Here is a 19,637-nt window from a genome sequence, read left to right as displayed (position 1 = left end):
GTCATTCCGGAGCCCGCAACATGTAACCAACACCGCGTACGGTTTGGATCATGGGCGGGCCAAGAACATCGACCTTCTTGCGAAGGTAAGAAATATAGATTTCAACCACGCTTGCTTTGCCCCCAAAGTCGTAACTCCACACCCGGTCGAGGATTTGTGCTCGGCTCAAAACACGGCGTGGGTTACGCATAAGGTAGCGCAAGAGTTCGAATTCGGTCGCAGTGAGCTCGATCGGGGTGCCCGCGCGGCTCACTTCGTAGGTGCTTTCATCGAGGCTCAAGTCGCCAACCTCGATGATGGGGTTGGCCTCCCCCGAGATCGTGAGCGCTGAACGACGCAGCAACGCCCGCAATCGCGCAACAAGCTCTTCGAGGCTGAACGGCTTCGTGACGTAGTCGTCGCCGCCCACTGTGAGACCGGCAATGCGATCGTCTACCGAGTCTTTGGCGGTGAGGAAAAGAATCGGAGTTTGGATGCCATCGGCTCGCAAGCGAGAAAGCACCGAGAGTCCATCGAGGCCAGGCAGCATGATGTCGAGAACGACGACGTCAGGTTTGAATTCGCGGATGGTCGACAGCGCTTGCGGACCATCTGACGCGAGCCGCACATCCCACCCCTCATAGCGCAATGCCATGGAGAGAAGGTCGGTGAGCGAATCTTCGTCGTCGACCACCACCGCACGAATGGCGGTTCCATCGGCGCGGCTAAGTCGCGGTTGAGCCTGGACGGCGGGGAGGTGGTGTGACTGGGTCATGTCCTCTAGTTATTCGGAGTTTCCTATGAAATTTCTGTGCGCGGCTTATCAATCTGGTGAGCGCGGCACACGTTAGTGACTTTCACGGCGCACTCTCAGCCTTGGCATAGATCGCTGATAGACGTCGTTCCTAGGTTTGGCTCCACTACCGCACCGTTCGCATCACCCGAGGAGACCCATGTTCGGAACATACCTGTATCGAGAGCTCAGCAATCGACGCAAACAAACAGCCATCATTGCGGCCGGAATGGCACTCGCCATCGCGCTCGTCATGATCGTCAACGGCGTCGCAGCCGGCGTCAAGGATGCCCAAGCCACCGTGCTGGCCTCCGTTTACGGTGTCGGAACCGACATCACGATCACGCAAGACCCCGAAACACCAGTCGAAGGCGAAGAGGGAACCGCGCAGCAACAACAGCCTCGGTTCGAATTCGGCGCCGATGACGGCGAAACCGCCGACGGCACCACAGCAATCAGCCAATCCCGCCTCACCAGCGGAATCGCCAGCACCACCTTCGATGCGGATGCCCTCACCACGGCACAGGGCCTCGACACCGTCGCTGCAGCCACCGCCACGTTGGCCCTCACTAACGTGAGCTTCAGCGGCGAAGTAGCAGCACCCGATGTCACCACCGACCAAGGTACCGAGCAAGGCGCAGCACCCGGCGAGGGCGAAGCGCAGGGCGGCCGCGGTGGCCCAGACGGAGCAGGCGGAAGCGCCTTCGAAGTTGACACCTTCACGGTTACCGGAATCGACGTAGCCGGCGAAAGCGTTGGCCCGCTCACTTCCGTTGAACTCGTCGACGGCCGCGCTTTCGAGACGACCGACAGTGACTCCAACGTCGTCATCCTCGACACGAGCTACGCCACCACGAGCTCACTCGCCGTCGACGACACCCTCGAGATTGGTGGCGAAGAATTCACCATCATCGGAACCGTCACCTCCACCTCGTCGGACGCCACTACGGCATCCAATACCTACATTCCGCTCGACACCGCTCAGCGAGTAGCTGACCTTGAGGGTCAGATTTCCACCGTGTACGTGCAGGCAGCAAGCTCAACGGATATCGCCGCTGTTCAGGCGTCGCTGCAGACGGCGCTCCCGGATGCATCGGTCAAGACCCAGGAAGATCTCGCATCGAGCGTTTCTGGTTCGCTTTCCACCGCCTCCGACCTCGTCGGAAAGCTCGGAACGTGGCTTTCGATCATCGTGCTCGCCGCGGCCTTCCTCATCTCCGTACTACTCACGACCTCGGGCGTCGCCCGTCGCACCCGTGAGTTCGGCACCTTGAAAGCAATCGGTTGGAGCAACGGCGCCGTAGTGCGTCAGGTTGCCGGCGAATCGCTCGTGCAGGGTGCCATCGGTGGAGTTATTGGGGTCGTCGTCGGCTTGCTCGGCATCCTCTCGATCAATCTCATCGCTCCCGTGCTCAGTGCGAGCGCGGTCGCCACAACGGTTGCAGGCCCAGGAGCCGGTCAGGGCGGAGGCGGCAACCGCTTCGGTGATGCCGCAACGACGGCAGCCGCAACAACCGATATCGCTCTCCAGATACCCGTGACCTTCGGGATCATCGGGATCGCTGTTGCTCTCGCCATCGCGGGAGGTCTCATCGCCGGAGCATTCGGTGGATGGCGTGCAGCGCGACTGCGCCCGGCCGAAGCTCTCCGTAGCGTCGCCTGATCCCCCGCACCCTCTAGACCTCAAGGAGACTTTCTATGTATGAACTCAACGAACTCACAAAAACCTACGAAACCAAACGGGGCACTGTCACTGCTCTCAACAAGGTGAGTTTGACCATCCCAACGGGACAGATGGTGGCCATTCAGGGCCCCACCGGTGGTGGCAAGTCGACACTGTTGCAAATGTTGGGCGCACTCGAACGTCCAACCAGTGGCACCGTCACGCTCGGCGATGACGAACTTTCGAAGATGCCAGATTCTCGGCTCGCTGAAATTCGCGCCCGCACAATCGGGTTCGTCTTTCAGGGCTTCAACCTCATCCCCACCCTCACTGCTCAAGAGAATGTGGAGACGGCGCTAGCCCCTCTCGGGCTTTCCAGCGCGGATCGCAAGAGTCGGGCCACGGCGGCGCTGGAGAAAGTGGGCTTGGGCGAGCGCCTCACCCACCACCCCTCTGAGCTTTCAGGCGGTCAGCAGCAGCGTGTTGCGATCGCTCGTGCCCTCGTGAAGGAGCCGACCGTGCTGCTGGCCGATGAGCCGACCGGAAACCTTGATGAGCAGACCCGTGACGAAATCATGGAATTGCTCGAGGGGCTATGGCGGGATCAGGGCCTCACTCTCATCATCGTGACCCACGACTCTGCGGTCGCTAAACGTGCCGAGCGTCGCCTGACGTTGAAGCACGGTGCGGTAACCGAAAAGAAATAGCAGCACCCCATCCCTCGGACGGGCGGCGCGTGTTCGCTAGCGCGTCGCCCCAGGAATGAGCCAGCGATCGCCACGAGCCCGCAGGCCGAGAGTGACAGCACGGGCACCGATATAGCCGAGCCCGAACGCACACCACAGGGCCACGATCGCGGACACCGACGTGAGGTCGGCGACATCAACCCACCACAGCAACGGCACATACACGGCGAGGTTGATAAGGCCACTGAGTGCCAGATAGCGCGCATCTCCAGCGCCGATCAGCACACCATCGAGCACAAATACGAATCCGGCAATCGGGATGCCGAGGGCAAGCACCGGCAGAAGCGCCGCTAGGCCGCTGCGCACTTCTGGGTCGGAACTAAACGCGAACCCGATCCACGGTGACGACAGAAGCACTAATACTCCAAGAACGATGCCGCTGCCGATTCCCAGCTCGATGAGCCGCCGCGTGATCGCACGCGCACGCGGAAGATCGCTGGCCCCCAGCTCTTTGCCGATCATCGCTTGACCGGCAATAGCGAGCGCATCGAGCACAAAGGCAAGCGTCGCAAAGATCGTGAGCGCAATTTGCACGGTCGCCAGCTCAGGCACCCCGAAACTCGTGGCGACCGCAATCGTCGCGAGCATTGCTGCGCGCAAGGATGCGGTGCGCAGCAGAAGCCACGCTCCCGCGTGACCGGCCAACAGCATCCCGGTGACGTGCGGTCGCAACCGGGCGCTCTCCCGACGAGCGAGCGTGACAAGCATCACGAGGTAGGCGGCAGCCATGCCCCAACTTGCGACGACCGTGCCGATGGCTGAGCCGGCAACGCCCCAACCGAAACCGTAAATGAAGAGTGCATTCAACAGGGCATTGGAAACGAACCCGGCAACGGCAACCACAAGCGGGGTGCGCGTATCCTGCAGACCCCGCAGCAAACCAGATGCCGCAAAAGTAATGAGCATCGCTGGCAAGCCCAGGATCGAGATTGACAGGTATTCGGTGGCGTAACCCACGACACTGGCATCTGGGTTGAAGAGGCTAATCAGCCAGGGAGTGGTGGGGATGCCGACTGCCACAAGCACGACCCCGAGTGCGATCGCCAGCCACACGCCATCCACGCCCGCCGCGACCGCGCGTGCCCTATTGCCGACACCCAACCAACGAGCAACCGCGGGAGTGGTGGAATAGGCCAGAAATATCAATAGTCCGACTGCCGTCTGCAGCACAGCGCTTGCGACACTCAACCCACCGAGCTGCGCGCTGCCGAGGTGCCCCACGAGAGCGGTATCGGTAAGCAGGAAGATGGGTTCGGCAACTAGTGCGCCCAGCGCCGGAACGGCGAGGCGGCGGATGTCGCGATCAAGCGGAGAGTGCAGCAATCCCACGATTGTCTAGTCTGCTGAGCTATCGCTCGTGTGTGTACCTGCAGACGACGCGGGCTTCTTGGGTGTTGGTTTCTTCGTCGCTGGCTTTTTCGCAGCGGGCTTTTTTGCAGCGGGTGTCTTCGGTGTGGGCTTTTTCGTCGCGGCTGTCTTCGGAGCAGGGGTGGTCGCCGTCGTTGTCTTCGGCGACGCTGTGGAGGCGCGCTTCTTCGCGGCTGGTCGAGCAGCGGCGGATTTCGACGCCGTCGCCGTGGCGGATTTCGCAGTAGTTTTCGGCGCAGCCTTCGCCGCCGCCTTAGGTACCGCCTTAGGTGCCGCCTTGGGCGTCGCCTTGGGGGCAGTTTTCGGCGCCGCCGTGGGTTTCGCTGGCGTGGACGCGTTCGTTGTTGTCTTCGCGGGAGTCTTCGTCACCGCAGCAGTGGTGGACTTCGCGGTAGTCGTTGCTTTCGTCGCGGCCGGCTTTGCCGCGGACTTCGCAGCGGCCGGACGGGGCGTTGTGGCTTTCCCGGTGGACTTTGTGGCTGCCGCTTTTTTGGCTGGAGCTCTCTTAGCGGCGGGCTTTGCGGGGGCGGCAATTTGTGCTGGGGCGGTTGTCACTGGCACTGCTTTCGCTGCAGCGGCAACCTCAAGTTCGTCGTCAGCCTCGGTTGCCGTGTCGGCTTTATCAGCCGAGGCAGTTGCGCCCTCAGCGTCGTCGTTCTCTTCCGCTGCACCATCTTCAACAGCGCGACGCTCACGGCGCTCGCGTACTTGGCCAACCACCGTGGGAACAAGCAGCACCATCAGCACCACAAGAATCGTGGTGGCGATCAGTACTACGGACTGCACTGAGCCTTGGTCCGGCTGCGGATCTTCTTCGACAACTTCAATGAGGCGGGTCGACACGATGGGCTGGTACGCCTCGAGCGTCATCTCGCCTGCTACTTCGCTAGAACCACGCACGAGCGGCGTGATGGTGCCATCGATGAGACTGAACCACGCACCCGTCTCGGGCTCCTGCACGAGAGTGGCGTCGTCGTCAACGTCGTCAAGCGCGAGAGCAATGCCTGGATTACGGATGAAATCGATCATTTCAGGTTCGACAGTCGCCGGATCGATGCCGATCATGGCAACGCCGACCGGCTCTTCCCCGATCGTCACCGGAACCATCCACCGATTCACATACTGAACCGGAGTCTCTGTCGGTTGACCCGAGTGATAGTCGTTCGACCACAAGAACACGCGATCAATCGCACCAAGCTCAATGCCATCCGTGAAGTCGAGGCCGCTGCCACGCTGGTCTTGGCCGAAGAACTCTCCAAGTTCCAGAAGGAGTCCATCATCGTCGTTGGCAAACGAGGTGACGTCAGGCGGCGTCGAACCAACAGACGCTGAGGCCCCCGCGACCGGAACCAACGTCATGACTGCCACGATTGCTGCCGCAGCTACCCCAGTCCACCGACTGCGAAAACTCGAAGTTGGCGCTGTGTCGGGGTGCATGGCTCGCATGGGCCTAGTCTGCCAGTTCGTACCGGCATTACAGGTCCAGACGCGGAGTAAGTGATCACACAGCAGCGAGAATCCCCGGTTTCTCTGTAGGGCGCGCACGCGATGCCACCAGCACGAGAGACAATGGGGTGTGACTATGCAACCGGAACTCGATCTTTGGGAACCGGTTGCGCCCAATCATCGCCATCGCATCGTTGCTCACTCTGAGGATCGCGTCGCGTGGCTTCGTGCCCGCAGTCGCGGCGTGACAGCAACGGATGCCGCCCGCCTGGCCACAGAACAATCCTTACGCGCTGTGGTGGAGAGCAAGCTGCTCGGCTCCGGTTTCAGCGGCAATGCGTTTACCGATCACGGTCGCGCTCGGGAACCCGAAATCGCTCGCTGGGTGCTCGGCGCGCACGGCATCCAGTCAAGTTCGGCGCTTTATCACGCGCACGATCAGCCTCTGCATTTAGCAACCCCCGACGGTGTCTCGGTGCTTGATGGGTCCCTCGTGCTTTCGGAGATCAAAACGACCGCTAAAGCGTGGCGCACCATTCCCCGCTCGTATCTTCGTCAGGTGTGGTGGCAGCAGTATGTGCTGGGCGCTGACCGCACGCTCGTTGTGTGGGAACAACATACTGATTTTGTCCCTGTGCATTCTGAGCCGAAGTGCCAGTGGGTTGAGCGCGACGAAGATCAGATCCACACTCTGGTGGGTTTGGCTGATCGACTGCTCGATCTCATGCGCGCGCCGTAGACCCTGAGTCCAACGCCGTAACTAGGACCGGATAGACCGGGACAGCGCGCGTGCAGCGATCACGGTCCCGAGAATGATGAGCCACGCAATCGCAATCGTCGTGGCTACGAACTCAAGCCTGCTGCCGAGCACGACCTGAAAACGGAACAAGGAAAAGAGCCCGCCGGTTCCCGCAATTACCGCAACCGCCACAGCGGTGATGAGCGACATGCGCGCCAGCACGCGGTGTTCCCTCGCAAACGAGGTTTGGATCATCGCCCAGCATGCTGCGGCAAAGGCGATAACTGCCGCCAGCGTATGCGTGAAATCTTGCCAAGTGAAACTAGGTCCGTAGGGCAACGGGCACCCTGAGGTGCACGTCACTTGGGAGGCGATCAGGAAGAATCCGCACCCCACCCAGAGAGACAACGCTGGCGAACCGAACGACAGTAGCGGCGGCCACGCGCGCACCCGTCGGGCACTCCACGCAACTGCCGACCCACCGACCACGATGAGCAGCAGTGCGACTTCGAAAGCGGCCGCGGTCGGTTCGCCCTCCGCCCCCAACTCGCTGACATACAGCTCACGCGGAACCATAAGCCGCGAGGCCCAAATTACGACAAGCGCAATACCGACAGCGACGCTGCCTACGACGGCAGAAAATCCCTCAATAGCTGCAGAAGAAACGCGCTGCGGCGCAACAGTCGTCATCGGGTTAGTGGGCGGCGAGGGGTTCGTTGAGCGAAAGTTGACGCACAAAGTCGTCTTCCCAGCGGTCTCCGACAAGAAACTTTTTGGTTCCTGCGAGCTCGAAGCCCATCTTTTCGTAGAAACGATTGGCGCGGGCATTCTCCTGATTCACGCCCAACCACATCCCAGCGAAACCTTGATCGCGGGCCCACGCGATTCCTGAACCAATCAACGCGGGCGCGACACCGGCGCCATGAAAGAGGCCGAGAACGTAGCACTTGCTGAGCTCTACCGTGGGGTGAAGAGTAAGCACCTGGGCGACATCCGGATCACTGGGCTCGGCAGCAGAAAATAGCGCGTAGCCGGCGGGCTGGCCATCTACCTCGGCCAGAAGCACCTCGCGGGCAGGGTCAGTGAGATAGTGACGGAATGCTGACACCGAAAGGTGTTCTGCGATGTACGACGCGATCGAATCGAGTGTTGTGCTGGCAGGGCACGCCAACGGAAAAGTCTGGCGAGCGATCTCGTGGAGCAACTCGGCGTCACTCTCGATAGCGCGGCGAACAGTGGTGGTCACAACAAAGCTCCCTACGGCGGATACCGACCAGCATATTCCCTCCAGCAGGATGCCCGGGAATGCAAAAAACGGGGGCCGGCAGATGCCGACCCCCGTTTATTTAAGCAGTATTAGATCGAGTTGATGTCGACCGGAATGCCAGGACCGAAGGTGGTCGAAACCGTTGCCTTCGTGATGTAGCGACCCTTGGAAGAGCTGGGCTTTGCGCGCAGAACCTCGTCGAGTGCTGCCTTGATGTTCTCGTCAAGCTGCTCAGCGGTGAAGCCGGCCTTGCCCACGATGAAGTGAACGTTGGAGTGCTTGTCGACGCGGAATTCGATCTTTCCGCCCTTGATCTCCGAGACAGCCTTTGCGGTGTCAGGGGTAACCGTTCCGGTCTTCGGGTTCGGCATGAGGCCACGCGGACCAAGAACCTTACCCAAACGACCAACCTGGCCCATGAGCTCGGGGGTCGAAACTGCAGCATCGAAGTTGGTGTAACCAGCGGCTACCTTCTCGATGAGCTCCGAGCCACCAACCTCGTCAGCGCCAGCAGCGATTGCTGCTTCTGCTGCAGGACCGGTTGCGAAAACGATAACGCGAGCAGTCTTACCCGTGCCGTGAGGCAGGATAACGGTGCCACGAACCATCTGGTCAGCCTTGCGAGGGTCTACACCCAAGCGAAGAGCAACCTCAACGGTGGAGTCGAACTTCTTCGAGCTCATTTCGCGAGCAACAGAAACAGCCTCGGTAGGCGTGTAGAACTTGCCCTCTTCGAGCTTCTCAGCGGCGGACTTGTATGCCTTGGAATTCTTGGACATTATGCCTCCACCGTGATTCCCATCGAGCGAGCGGTGCCCGCGATGATCTTCATTGCGCCGTCGATGTCGTTGGCGTTGAGGTCAGCCATCTTCTGCTCGGCGATCGTACGTACCTGGTCTTTGGTGAGCTTCGCAACCTTGACGGTGTGCGGCGTGCCCGAACCCTTTGCAACTCCAGCAGCCTTCTTGATGAGTTCTGCTGCCGGCGGGGTCTTGAGGATGAACGTGAACGAACGGTCCTCGTACACGGTGATCTCTACCGGGATAACGTTTCCACGCTGAGCCTCGGTAGCGGCGTTGTACGCCTTGCAGAACTCCATGATGTTAACGCCGTGCTGTCCCAGCGCAGGCCCGATGGGCGGTGCGGGGTTAGCGGCGCCGGCTTGGATCTGAAGCTTGATCAGACCTGTAACCTTCTTTTTCGGTGCCATTGTGTTTCCTTTTCAGTACGAACTGACCCGTGTGGTCAGCTCTCCCGCACCCGAAGGGCGCGGTGGTTTTTTAGGGGCGTGAGCCCTTAAAGCTTGGTGACCTGATCGAAGCTGAGCTCGACCGGGGTCTCGCGCTCGAAGAGGGAAACCAGAACGATGAGCTTTCCGCTCTCCGCCTTGATCTCGCTGATCGAACCGGGAAGGCCCGCGAACGAACCTTCCTTGATGGTGATGGTCTCGCCGATTTCGAAGTCGATCTCTGCGGGGATAGCGCGTGCAGCGGTCTTGCTCTTCTGCGATGCACCCTTAGCGACAGGAGCTTCAACGATCTCAACAAGGCTCTTCAGCATGTTGAATGCTTCTTCGAAACGCAGCGGTACGGGGTTGTGAGCGTTGCCCACGAAGCCAGTAACACCAGGAGTGTGACGAACAACCGACCAGCTGTCTTCGTTGAGGTCCATGCGAACCAAAACGTAGCCGGGGATGCGAACGCGGTTAACGAGCTTGCGCTGACCGTTCTTGATCTCGACAACATCTTCCATCGGAACCTCGACCTGGAAGACGAAATCTTCCATCGCCATGGAAACCTTGCGGTTCTCGATGTTGTGCTTGACGCGCTTTTCGAAGCCAGCGTAGGAGTGGATGACGTACCACTTGCCCGGCTGCAGGCGAAGGTCCATGCGGAACTCGGCGTACGGGTCGACCTCGGCCTCTTCGCCCTCGGCTGCTTCAGCAGCGTCGGTGCCTTCAGCTTCAGCTTCATCCGCTGCTTCGTCATCGGTTGCGGCAACAGAGGCGTCAGCCTCAGCAGCGTTGTCGATGTCGAGCGCGTCGTTTACTTCAGCATCTGCTGCAGGATCGACTGCGGCATCCAGAGCCTCAAGGAGACCAGCAAGATCGGCATCGACATCAGCCGAATCGCCTTCAACGTGCATTGCCTGGTGCTCGGCGGAGTCTTCTGAACGCTCTGCCGCAGCCAAGGTGTTACCCGTCTGCGCCTCATCCTCCTCGGAGGACTGCTCTGCTGCCGTAGCGAGCTCGGAGTCTTCGCGGTGGTTCTCGGACACTAAATCTCTTTTCGTTACTCTGCAGTTCGGCCGTAACCGCTGCGGTTTATGAAGGGCTTAGACGACCAGGTTCGGGTCGCCGAACAAGAAGTTCACCAACGCGCTAAACCCAAAGTCGAGGGCCGAAACGATACCCATCATGATGATGACGAATACAAGAACAACGAGAGTAAAGCTGACCAGCTCGCGCCGAGTCGGAGTTACTACCTTCTTGAGTTCGTTAATAACTTGGCGGATGAAGAGTGTCATGCGGCCGAAGGGTCCACGACGTTGCGCGCTCTCCTTCTTCGCCTTGGCGACGACGTCCTCGCTGGGCTCGTCTACGTCTTTCTTGGCCACTCTTACTACCTTCCGATACTTCGGCTTACTCGACCCGCTCCGTTTCTCACAGAGAGGGACTTGCAGGGCGGACAGGACTCGAACCTGCAACCTGCGGTTTTGGAGACCGCTGCTCTACCAATTGAGCCACCACCCTTTGCAAGAGAGGTAAATCTCTTACCCACACTTTCGCACAAACACTACGACACATCCACATTGAGAAGTGAGGAGCAGGCGCGCGAAAGTATGGCAGTTATCAACAACCTGAACAAGTGTACGTCATCCTGAGCAGTCCTGCAGTGCCTACTCCCCCTCTAGGGAGAGCAATGCGGTGAACGGGCAGAAATGGGTGCCACTTCGACTGTCATTTCGGCGTCTCAAAAAAAGTTTTCGAAAAAGTTTGAAAACCCGCGTCATAACCGAGGGGGGTCTCAGTCTCTCTATGCAAGCAGGGCAAACCAACCCTTCTTATTCGGGCAACACCAGCAAGACCAGCACCACCATTCGGGCACAACCAGCAACACCATTCGGGAAACACCACGCGAGACCTCACCATCTCGCCGCATAACTCAAAAAACCAGCACCACCATATGGGCAAGCGAAGCTGAGATCAGGCAGTAGTTCGTGGCACAACCCTCACGTTGGCCTCATTGTCGAATCAGCTTCCTTGTCCGCACAGGATCAGGAAGGTACCAGTCGTGTTTACACAACACATCCCGCGCACTGGGAAGCCAGTCGGGAACACCAAGCACACCCCAGCAGTCCGTTTCGGAGCGGCTCTGGGAACCGTAGCCCTCGTATCGGGCTTCACTCTCATCGCACCAGCCGCAGCAAGCGCAGAAGAGACTACCGGCGCCTCCTACGCTTACGCCGAGTTCCTTTCAGGGGACGTACTCGGCACTGACCTGAACAACGTTGCCGGCCTCGGCCAAGTTGTTGCTTCCAATGACGGAACCCAGTCGCTCGTTGTCAACCGCGACCCCCTCAGCGTTGATGCACTCGGCGCGACCGTCATCAACCAGCCTGGCGGCCTACAGCTTCCGCTCCTTGACGTAGTGGATGCCGGAGTCATCAACCAGTACGCCCAAGCCGACAAAGATGGCGAGTCCTTCGCCTCCACCGGCGCCATTCAGGATGACGGCGGCATCGGCATCGGCAACGTTGCAGCTGGCCCCGCTGGTGACCTCACCCTCGACCTCGACAGCCTTCTTGACTCCGAGTTCGCCTCCGTGCTTACCGACCTGAAGCTCGACCTCGATGCGGTCTCCGCTCGCGCTGACGGAAACATGACCTCGGCATCCGGCGACTACACCCTCGCCGACGCGACGCTGAGCTTCTCGAGCCCCGCTATCAGCAAGCTGACCAGCAAGGTCACCTCCGCACTCAGCGGCGTTGACAGCAAGCTCGTGAGCCTGGGCAGCGATAACGGCGCTCTCGGCAACTCAATCGACGGCATCCTCGACCCCGTACTGGGAGTGGTTGGTTCCTCGGCCGACGTCACAGTTGTTGTCGATGTTGACCTCGACAAAGCCGTGAGTTCACTGCTCAAGGGCAGCTATGGCGACAGCGGAGTGAGCTTCAATCTCGAAACCGGCGCAGTCATGGTTGACCTTGAGACTCTTCTCGGCAGCGATCTTAACGATCTTCCGCCGAACACAGAGTTGCTGACGGATGCTGTTGTCAACAAGATTCTCAACGGCATCACCGAAACCGTCGCTACTCTCGCTGACGACATCGTCGACCGCGTCGAGCTGGCGCTGCGCGATGCCAACGTTGAGGTGTCAGCGAAGCTGAACCTCCTCACCACACAAGACGCAGTACAGAACACGGTGTGCCGTGACATCCAGGTTCCAATCATTGGGGACATCCTCAACGGAGACTCCAGCGGCGGCGGCCTTGTCGGAGGTCTTCTGGGCGGCCTCACCGGTGGCCTGACTGACGGAGTCACCCAGGGCATCATCGGCTACACGACGGACACCGTGTGTGACTTGGTTACCACCACTCTTCCCGACCTCCGCAGCACCGTAGATGTGAGCATCATCGGAAATGTCGATGACCTCATCAACGGCACTGCAGTCTCTGCCAAGGCGGACATCTCACTGCTCGGCGGAACGGTCAAGACCGGCCTGAAGGTCAACACGTTGATCGGCAGCCTCGGCAAGAGCCTCAACACGTCGCTCTTCTCCAACGGTGGAGTTGTCACCTCACTCGTCAACAGCCTCAACACCGGCCTCGTCAACCCCGCCGTCACCGGGCTCCTCGGCGACTCGAGTGTGGCGACAGTGCTCCATGACCTGGTTTCGATCAAGGTCAACGTGCAGGAACAGTGGACCTCCACCGGCGCTGTCTCAGGTGACATGTTCAGCGAGACGGCCGTGCGAGTAACTGTCGGTTCAGGTCTCAGTACAGCGGGACTCGCCAGCGCCGGCGGACTCCTCAACGGTGCACTTGGTCAGGTAACGGCCGCTCCGAGCTTCGCTTCCACCGGAGTCGCAACACTCAGCGTGGCGCGTGCCGTTGTTGGCCCCAACGTTCAGACCGTGGTCGACCCCAACTGCACCGAAAACTGTGGAACCGGCGGAGACCCCGACGGAGACCCTGACCCCTGTGTCGGTGTCTGCCTCGTCGGCGGTTCAGACTTCCTCGATCTTCCGACCTATGCCCTCGGTGGGCAGCTCGCATACACCGGTGCCGGTGTTGCGACTCTCATCGCCCTCATCGTCGCGTTGTTGGCAGCGGGTGCCTACTTCGCGCGTCAGGGTTACCTACGTACACACCCCAAGTCCGAGCTCTAGGACTGCGTAAGTAACCTCTAGCGGCCGGAGCTTATCGTCCCCCCAGGATTCAAGCTCCGGCCGCTTCTCCCTGCCCCTATCGCGTTCTCGCGGTAGGGGCAATCTTCTGCGCCAGCGCTGCTCTGGTTGGGTAGGCAATCTCTGGGCATCCACCCTCCCGAAGCCATACACTTGAGGGGTGACCTCACCTCGCCTCTCAGCCAGAATTTCCGCCATCGCCGAGTCAGCCACCCTCAAGGTGGATGCCAAGGCCAAGTCGCTTCTTGCGGCCGGGCGGCCCATCATCAGCTATGCGGCTGGCGAGCCCGACTTCGCGACACCCGCGAACATTGTGGCTGCGGCATCCAAGGCAGTGCTCGACCCGAAGAACCACCGCTACACGCCAGCGGCTGGCCTTCCCGAACTTCGTGAAGCTATCGCTGCCAAGACATTGCGCGACAGTGGCCTTGAAGTCGGCATCAACCAGGTTGTTGTGACCAATGGTGGCAAGCAGGCCGTCTACCAAGCTTTCGCGACCCTCGTTGATCAGGGCGACGAAGTCATCGTTCCTACCCCGTACTGGACCACCTACCCCGAAGCGATCAAGCTCGCCGGTGGCACCATGGTCGAAGTTTTTGCTGGCGCAGACCAGGGCTACCTCGTGACCGTGGAACAACTCGAAGCCGCTCGCACCGAGAACACCAAGGTTCTGCTTTTCGTTTCGCCATCGAACCCCACCGGCGCCGTCTACACGCCAGAACAAACCAAGGCCATCGGCGAATGGGCTCTCGAGCACGGCATCTGGGTGATCAGCGATGACATCTACCAAAACTTGGTCTACGACGGAGTGCGTGCTGTCTCCATCGTTGAGGTCGTTCCGGCGCTTGCCGACACCACCATCCTCGTGAACGGTGTAGCCAAGAGCTACTCGATGACCGGCTGGCGCCTTGGCTGGATGGTCGGCCCGGTTGACGCCATGAAGGGTGCAGCAAACCTGCAATCGCACCTCACCAGCAACGTGTCCAACATCTCGCAGCGTGCCGCCATCGAAGCCCTCACCGGCCCGCAGGATGCCGTGGAAGAGATGCGGGTGGCCTTCGACCGCCGCCGCAAGCTCATGGTCTCCGAACTCAACAAGATCGACGGCATCAACTGTCCGACACCTCAGGGCGCGTTCTACGTGTACCCGGATGTCGCCGGCTTGCTGAACCGCGAATGGGACGGCGTTACGCCAACCACAAGCCTCGAACTCGCCGACCTCATCCTTGAGAAGGCCGAAGTCGCCGTGATCCCCGGAGAAGCGTTTGGGCCAAGCGGCTACCTCCGCCTTTCCTATGCCCTCGGCGACGACGCACTCCTTGAAGGCGTGCAGCGCTTGCAGAAACTTTTTAACTAACCCAACCGCCCCGACGCGGTGGAGGATTTATGGATGCGACACCACCGCTCGATGCCGCCGGCCGGTTGAGCGCGGCCCTCACCGGCGCGCTACCCTCCCAACGGCTTCAGGCTGCCCTCTCCGCCGGAACGCATCCGCGGGACGAGTTCGTGAGCGTGCTGCTCGAGCACTGCGCACTCGAACCCGACCTCAACGTTCGCGAGACACTCACGTGGGCGCTCATGCGGCATCCAGCAGCGGTTACGGTGCCGCTGCTAATTGCCGAAACACTATCGGCGACCGCCCAAGCGCGCAGCCAAGCGCTGCACACTCTCTCGAAAATTGGTGACCCCGCCGGGTGGGACGCAATAACTCCCGCTCTTCTCAACGACTCGGATGAGACCGTCGCCCGCACAGCGTGGCGGGTTGCTACCGTTTTGGTGCCCGACGGCGACGAAGCTGAACTCGCTTCCCAGTTGGTCGCACACCTTGGGCGCGGCGAGCGCGAAGCTCACATGAGTCTCAGTCGATCACTTGCGGCGCTGGGGATGTACGCGACACCGCTGCTCGACGAGATTGTCGAAAACGGCGCTGGGGATGTACGGCTTCACGCTCTGACCACGCTGCTGTTGCGGGAATCTCCCGACGACGGCTACGAGGCAGCGCTGTTTGATGCGGAGCTGCGCGTGCTGCTAGCAGATGCCGCTGCGGCAGAGGAGCCCGAGGGCGACAGCGACTAGCGCCCCGGCAGTTCGACCGTCACCGTTGTGCCGCCGTAGCCGTTTGCTTGGTCGCGACCCTCGATGGTGACCTCGGTGATGCCTTCAGGAATTTCCACGCCCGCTTGAGTTCGGGTGAAAGGCTGCTCGCTGGCGTGATCGTGCGAAAGCGTGTGCTCACCCAGCACCGTGCCATCGGGGGCGAGCACGCGCCATCCGTCGGCATACTGCTCCGGAGTGTCGTACGGCGAGCTCACAGTGACGGCGAAATCGAACAGGTTCGTTCCCGTCGGCGAGACGCTTACATCCTCGATATCGGGGAAGAATGTGGCCGCGTCAGGGCTTGAGCTGGCTGGCGGCGTTGTGCTGAGTTCAGAGGTGTTGTTGTTCGAGGTGCTCGCAGTCGAGCATCCCGTCACGGTGAAAGTAACGGCGAGCGCGAGCGCGGTGAGAGCAGATGTTCGAGAGCGGGCCGGCGTGATCATGATTCGACGGTAATGGGGCTGGCTGACAATCCCCGCCATACCTCGCATCAACCGATCGGTTGATAGACCTCTAACCGTCTGCACCTGTCGCAGCGCGCCCAGACAAGCGACGATAGAAGCATGAACACCACCGCTCCTGTCGTGCAGGTCGAAAATCTGCGCAAAACCTACGGTTCTTTTGCCGCTGTTGACTCGGTTAGTTTTGAGATTCAGCGCGGCGAAACCTTCGCGCTGCTTGGCCCTAACGGCGCAGGCAAGTCGACCACGATCGAGATTTTGGAAGGCTACCGGGATCGCACCGGTGGCTCCGTGAGTGTGCTCGGCGTTGACCCCGGCAAGGGTGGCCTCGCTTGGAAGGCTCGCCTCGGCATCGTTCTGCAGTCCAGTGGCGAGAGCGGCAATGTGTCGGTGCGCGAACAGCTCACCCACTTTGCTGGTTACTACCCCCATCCCCGCGATGTCGACGAAGTTGTTGCATCGGTCGGGCTTGAGGAGAAGGCCGGAACGCTGATCCGCAAACTTTCTGGCGGGCAACGTCGGCGAGTGGATGTCGCGCTCGGCATCATCGGCAGCCCCGAGCTGCTCTTTCTCGACGAACCCACCACGGGCTTTGACCCCGAGGCGCGTCAGCAGTTTTGGCAGCTCATTCGCTCGCTCAAAGCGGACGGAACGACCATCCTCCTCACCACCCACTACCTCGACGAAGCGGCCCAGCTCGGCGATCGTGCCGGAGTGATTGCGGGCGGAAAGATGATCGACATTGGTGCGATCGACGAGATTGGCGGGCAAGAAGCGCGCACCCCACGCGTGCGTTGGCGCGATGCCAACGGCAAGCACGAAGAACGCACCCACGCTCCTGGCGCTGTCGTGGCATCCCTCATGGCCGCCGGCGCAGAACCGACCGGGCTCGAGATTGTTCGCCCCAGTTTGGAAGACATCTACCTGCAGTTGGTCTCCGACCACGCACACGCACGCGAAGTGGAGAACGCACGATGAGCACCCCAACCACGACCAGCTCGGCGGCGACGGCTGCCAGCACGCCAAGCTTTGGCCTCGGAATCGGCCGCAGCCTCAAGCTCGGATTCAGCCGCATCACGCTCGAAGTGCGGAGCTACTTTCGCCAGGGCGATTCGGTGTTCTTCACCTTCTTGTTCCCCGTCGTCATGCTCACGATCTTTGCGGTTGCCTTCAGCGAACAGAACTTCGGGACCGAAGAAGAACCACTCACGGCAGCTGCTTTCTACCTGCCAGGGATGATCGCCGCCGGCCTGCTCCTCAGTGGCCTGCAGAACATGGCGATCGACATTGCTATGGAACGAAGCGACGGCACCCTCAAACGCCTCGCCGGCACACCCCTGCCGGTGATGAGCTACTTCATCGGCAAGATCGGGCAAGTCTTCGTGACCGGCGTGCTGCAAGCTGCCCTCGTGATTCTGGTCGCGAGTGTCGCATTCGACGTCGAACTGCCGAGCGAACCCAGCAAATGGGTGACCTTCGCCTGGGTCTTTGTGCTCGGAGTCACGACATCCGCCGTGCTCGGTATTGCCCTGAGCGGGCTCCCTCGCAGCGGTAAGAGTGCGACCGCCGTCGTGATCCCGGTGGCTCTCGTGCTGCAGTTCATCTCCGGCGTGTACCTCGGATTCTCGATGCTGCCCGAGTGGTTGCAGAACTTCGCCAGCATCTTCCCCCTGAAGTGGATGGCGCAGGGAATGCGCGAAGTGTTCCTGCCCGCAAGCTTCGAAGTGATGGAGCAATCCGAAAGCTGGAACCTTCCCGGCGTTGCCATCGCCACCGGCCTCTGGCTCGTGATCGGTCTGATCATGACGCGCATCACCTTCCGCTGGATCCGCAAGGATAGCTAAATGGGTTTCGTTCGGTGGATGAGCATTGCTGTGATCGCCACTTCGGCGGTCATGGCAGTGCTCATCGTCGGCTCCGGCGGCTACGGCTCCGGTAGTCGGCTCGGTGCCGCGGTGGCCCTCGCCGCCTTCGCGCTCGCCTGGTTCACCCTCGGCGTCCGCGCCAGAGACAATTCCACTATCGCCGCCGTGTATGTCGGAGTGCTCGTGGTCACCGTCGGGGCCGCCGTCGCGTTCATGCCCGTGATGGCCACCCTGCAATCGCTTGCCTACCCGCTCGTCTGGGTGCTGGCCGAACGCACCCGCAACGCCATCATCGGCAACGTCGCCCTCGCCCTCTCTGTCGGCATCGGGTTTCTCATCACCATGGGTCTCAGCGCAAATGCACTGCTCTACACCACCACGATCGTTACCCTCTCCCTCCTTTTCAGCCTCGCCCTCGGACTCTGGATCACGCAGATCTCCACGCTCAGCGACCAACGCCACGATCTGGTGCTCGAACTGCAATCGACCCGAGACGAGCTCGCCGCCATCAGCCGGGATGCCGGAGTCTCCAGCGAACGAGAGCGGCTTGCCCGCGAAATCCACGACACCATCGCGCAAGACCTCACCGGGCTAGTGCTCGTTGCCCAAAGAGCCAGGCGCGAACTCGACAACAACCACCCTGCTGCCGCAGCCGAACAACTCGAGCTGATCGAAGACAGTGCCCGCGCAGCGCTCGCGGAAGCGCGTGCACTGGTGACGGCATCCGCCCCGGTTGGGCTCACGGGTGACGGTATTTCGAGCGCGCTGCACCGACTGGCCGAACGCTACACGCGCGAAACCCAACTGACCGTGACAGTGGATGCCGAACAGCTGCCCGCGATTGAACGCGAGACAGAGGTGGTGGTGTTGCGCTGCGCTCAGGAGGCCCTCGCGAATGTGCGCAAGCACGCGTCGGCCACGCGCGCGACGATCTCGGTGTCGGTCGATGACACTGGACTCACCGTCTCGGTCGCCGATGACGGTGTCGGCTTCGACCCCACAACAGCCCGCACCGGGTTTGGGCTTGAGGGCATGAGCGAACGCTTGGCGCTCGTCAACGGCCGCCTCGACGTCGACAGTTCGGGCGCCGGCACCACCGTGCGCGCCACCATCCCGAAGGAAGTTCTTGCATGATCCGTGTCGTTGTTGCTGACGATCATCCGATTGTCCGCAGTGGAATCGTCGGCCTGCTGAGCTCGGCGGATGACATCGAAGTTGTCGGCGAAGCCAGCGACGGTGTCGAGGCGGTCGCGCTAGCCACGCAGCTCTCCCCCGACGTTGTGCTCATGGATTTGCGCATGCCCGGCCTCGGAGGCGCAGAAGCGACCGCGCAACTCGTGGCCGCTCGCCCCGACGTTCGCGTGCTCATCCTCACCACGTATGAATCCGACGAGAACATTCTGACCGCCATCGAGGCTGGAGCGAGCGGCTACCTGTTGAAGGCGGCACCGCAAGAAGAGATTCTGGCCGGTCTTCGTTCGGTCGCGCGGGGCGAGGTCGCGTTAGCACCGTCGATTGCGGCGCTGCTCGTGAATCGCATGCGCGAGCCCGCGAAGGTGTCGCTGAGCGATCGTGAGACTCAAGTATTGGGGCTCGTGGCCGAGGGCAACAGCAACCGAAAGATTGCGGCCGCCCTGTTCGTGAGCGAGGCTACCGTGAAGACGCACCTCATCCACGTCTTCGAAAAGCTTGACGTGAAGGACCGCACGCGGGCCGTCACGAAAGCGATGGAGCTGGGGTTGCTGCCCCGCTCTCGGTAGCGCCGCCTGAGCTAGGCGAGGCTCGCGGGTGAGCGCGCGTTGTTA

The 19,637-nt window shown here is 61.0% G+C and carries 20 protein-coding genes and 1 tRNA gene; 10 read left to right on the top strand and 11 right to left on the bottom strand.

Annotated features, from left to right (window positions below):
- Window position 1 precedes the first annotated feature (1 nt).
- On the bottom strand, window positions 2-754 hold the full coding sequence (locus I6E52_RS10825) for a response regulator transcription factor (RefSeq protein ID WP_197138635.1): 753 nt from the start codon (window positions 752-754) through the stop codon (window positions 2-4).
- 178 nt (window positions 755-932) lie between these two features.
- Here I6E52_RS10825 and I6E52_RS10820 point away from each other — a divergent pair, with 178 nt between their 5' ends.
- Window positions 933-2,435, top strand: coding sequence for an ABC transporter permease (locus I6E52_RS10820; protein ID WP_197157327.1), 1,503 nt, complete (start codon window positions 933-935; stop codon window positions 2,433-2,435).
- Window positions 2,436-2,470: 35 nt separating this feature from the next.
- Window positions 2,471-3,142, top strand: coding sequence for an ABC transporter ATP-binding protein (locus I6E52_RS10815; protein ID WP_197108020.1), 672 nt, complete (start codon window positions 2,471-2,473; stop codon window positions 3,140-3,142).
- A gap of 36 nt (window positions 3,143-3,178) precedes the next feature.
- Here the strand turns inward: I6E52_RS10815 and I6E52_RS10810 are convergent, their stop codons facing one another.
- Both I6E52_RS10810 and I6E52_RS10805 read right to left on the bottom strand, forming a co-directional pair.
- Complete coding sequence (locus tag I6E52_RS10810) at window positions 3,179-4,510, bottom strand: MATE family efflux transporter (RefSeq protein WP_197157325.1); 1,332 nt, start codon at window positions 4,508-4,510, stop codon at window positions 3,179-3,181.
- 6 nt (window positions 4,511-4,516) lie between these two features.
- Window positions 4,517-5,908, bottom strand: coding sequence for a hypothetical protein (locus tag I6E52_RS10805; RefSeq protein WP_197157323.1), 1,392 nt, complete (start codon window positions 5,906-5,908; stop codon window positions 4,517-4,519).
- 223 nt (window positions 5,909-6,131) lie between these two features.
- On the opposite strand from I6E52_RS10805, the gene I6E52_RS10800 reads away from it, so the two are divergent.
- The gene (locus I6E52_RS10800; RefSeq protein WP_197158015.1) at window positions 6,132-6,734 is read left to right on the top strand and encodes a YqaJ viral recombinase family protein; all 603 of its coding nucleotides are present in this window, start codon (window positions 6,132-6,134) and stop codon (window positions 6,732-6,734) included.
- A gap of 21 nt (window positions 6,735-6,755) precedes the next feature.
- Here the strand turns inward: I6E52_RS10800 and I6E52_RS10795 are convergent, their stop codons facing one another.
- The 7 genes from I6E52_RS10795 to I6E52_RS10765 all read right to left on the bottom strand — a co-directional run bounded on the left by I6E52_RS10795 (window position 6,756) and on the right by I6E52_RS10765 (window position 10,753).
- Entirely contained in the window at window positions 6,756-7,424 is a 669-nt protein-coding gene (locus I6E52_RS10795) for a DUF998 domain-containing protein (protein WP_197157321.1), read from the bottom strand.
- Between the two features lie 4 nt (window positions 7,425-7,428).
- Window positions 7,429-7,980 carry a GNAT family N-acetyltransferase gene (locus I6E52_RS10790; protein WP_197157319.1) on the bottom strand — a complete coding sequence of 184 codons (552 nt, stop codon included), beginning with the start codon at window positions 7,978-7,980 and terminating at the stop codon, window positions 7,429-7,431.
- 110 nt (window positions 7,981-8,090) lie between these two features.
- A complete protein-coding gene (gene rplA / locus I6E52_RS10785) occupies window positions 8,091-8,780 on the bottom strand; it encodes a 50S ribosomal protein L1 (protein WP_197157317.1) in 690 nt (229 codons plus the stop codon).
- Entirely contained in the window at window positions 8,780-9,211 is a 432-nt protein-coding gene (rplK, locus tag I6E52_RS10780) for a 50S ribosomal protein L11 (protein WP_197138627.1), read from the bottom strand. The genes rplA and rplK overlap by 1 nt, the downstream gene beginning before the upstream one ends.
- Window positions 9,212-9,297: 86 nt before the next feature.
- Window positions 9,298-10,278, bottom strand: a complete 981-nt coding sequence (nusG, locus tag I6E52_RS10775; protein WP_197157315.1) for a transcription termination/antitermination protein NusG — start codon at window positions 10,276-10,278, stop codon at window positions 9,298-9,300.
- Window positions 10,279-10,335: 57 nt separating this feature from the next.
- Window positions 10,336-10,617 (bottom strand): preprotein translocase subunit SecE, encoded by a 282-nt coding sequence (gene secE, locus I6E52_RS10770; RefSeq protein WP_197108034.1) that lies wholly within the window; start codon window positions 10,615-10,617, stop codon window positions 10,336-10,338.
- Window positions 10,618-10,680: 63 nt separating this feature from the next.
- Window positions 10,681-10,753: transfer RNA gene (locus I6E52_RS10765), tRNA-Trp, on the bottom strand.
- A gap of 541 nt (window positions 10,754-11,294) precedes the next feature.
- Between I6E52_RS10765 and I6E52_RS10760 the strand changes: the two genes are divergently transcribed.
- From I6E52_RS10760 to I6E52_RS10750, 3 genes are all read left to right on the top strand, one after another.
- Complete coding sequence (locus tag I6E52_RS10760; protein WP_197157313.1) at window positions 11,295-13,391, top strand: choice-of-anchor G family protein; 2,097 nt, start codon at window positions 11,295-11,297, stop codon at window positions 13,389-13,391.
- Between the two features lie 178 nt (window positions 13,392-13,569).
- Entirely contained in the window at window positions 13,570-14,766 is a 1,197-nt protein-coding gene (locus tag I6E52_RS10755; RefSeq protein ID WP_197157311.1) for a pyridoxal phosphate-dependent aminotransferase, read from the top strand.
- 29 nt (window positions 14,767-14,795) lie between these two features.
- A complete protein-coding gene (locus tag I6E52_RS10750; RefSeq protein ID WP_197157309.1) occupies window positions 14,796-15,485 on the top strand; it encodes a HEAT repeat domain-containing protein in 690 nt (229 codons plus the stop codon).
- Here I6E52_RS10750 and I6E52_RS10745 read toward each other — a convergent pair.
- Window positions 15,482-15,949, bottom strand: coding sequence for a hypothetical protein (locus tag I6E52_RS10745; RefSeq protein ID WP_197157307.1), 468 nt, complete (start codon window positions 15,947-15,949; stop codon window positions 15,482-15,484). The genes I6E52_RS10750 and I6E52_RS10745 overlap by 4 nt on opposite strands.
- Before the next feature lie 120 nt (window positions 15,950-16,069).
- Here I6E52_RS10745 and I6E52_RS10740 point away from each other — a divergent pair, with 120 nt between their 5' ends.
- From I6E52_RS10740 to I6E52_RS10725, 4 genes are read left to right on the top strand one after another with little or no spacing between them, the layout of a single operon-like run.
- On the top strand, window positions 16,070-16,945 hold the full coding sequence (locus I6E52_RS10740; RefSeq protein WP_197157305.1) for an ABC transporter ATP-binding protein: 876 nt from the start codon (window positions 16,070-16,072) through the stop codon (window positions 16,943-16,945).
- On the top strand, window positions 16,942-17,811 hold the full coding sequence (locus I6E52_RS10735; RefSeq protein ID WP_231602072.1) for an ABC transporter permease: 870 nt from the start codon (window positions 16,942-16,944) through the stop codon (window positions 17,809-17,811). The genes I6E52_RS10740 and I6E52_RS10735 overlap by 4 nt, the downstream gene beginning before the upstream one ends.
- Window positions 17,812-18,966: a sensor histidine kinase gene (locus I6E52_RS10730; RefSeq protein ID WP_197157303.1), complete on the top strand. Its 1,155-nt coding sequence runs from the start codon at window positions 17,812-17,814 to the stop codon at window positions 18,964-18,966.
- A complete protein-coding gene (locus I6E52_RS10725) occupies window positions 18,963-19,592 on the top strand; it encodes a response regulator transcription factor (protein WP_197157301.1) in 630 nt (209 codons plus the stop codon). Before I6E52_RS10730 ends, I6E52_RS10725 begins: the two co-directional genes overlap by 4 nt.
- Window positions 19,593-19,637: the final 45 nt, after the last annotated feature.

The organism is Salinibacterium sp. NG253, from assembly GCF_015864945.1.
In the GTDB taxonomy this organism is placed as follows: domain Bacteria; phylum Actinomycetota; class Actinomycetes; order Actinomycetales; family Microbacteriaceae; genus Rhodoglobus.
The sequence above is the reverse complement of the archived record's forward strand: the minus strand, read 5'-3'. Positions and strand labels throughout refer to the sequence as shown.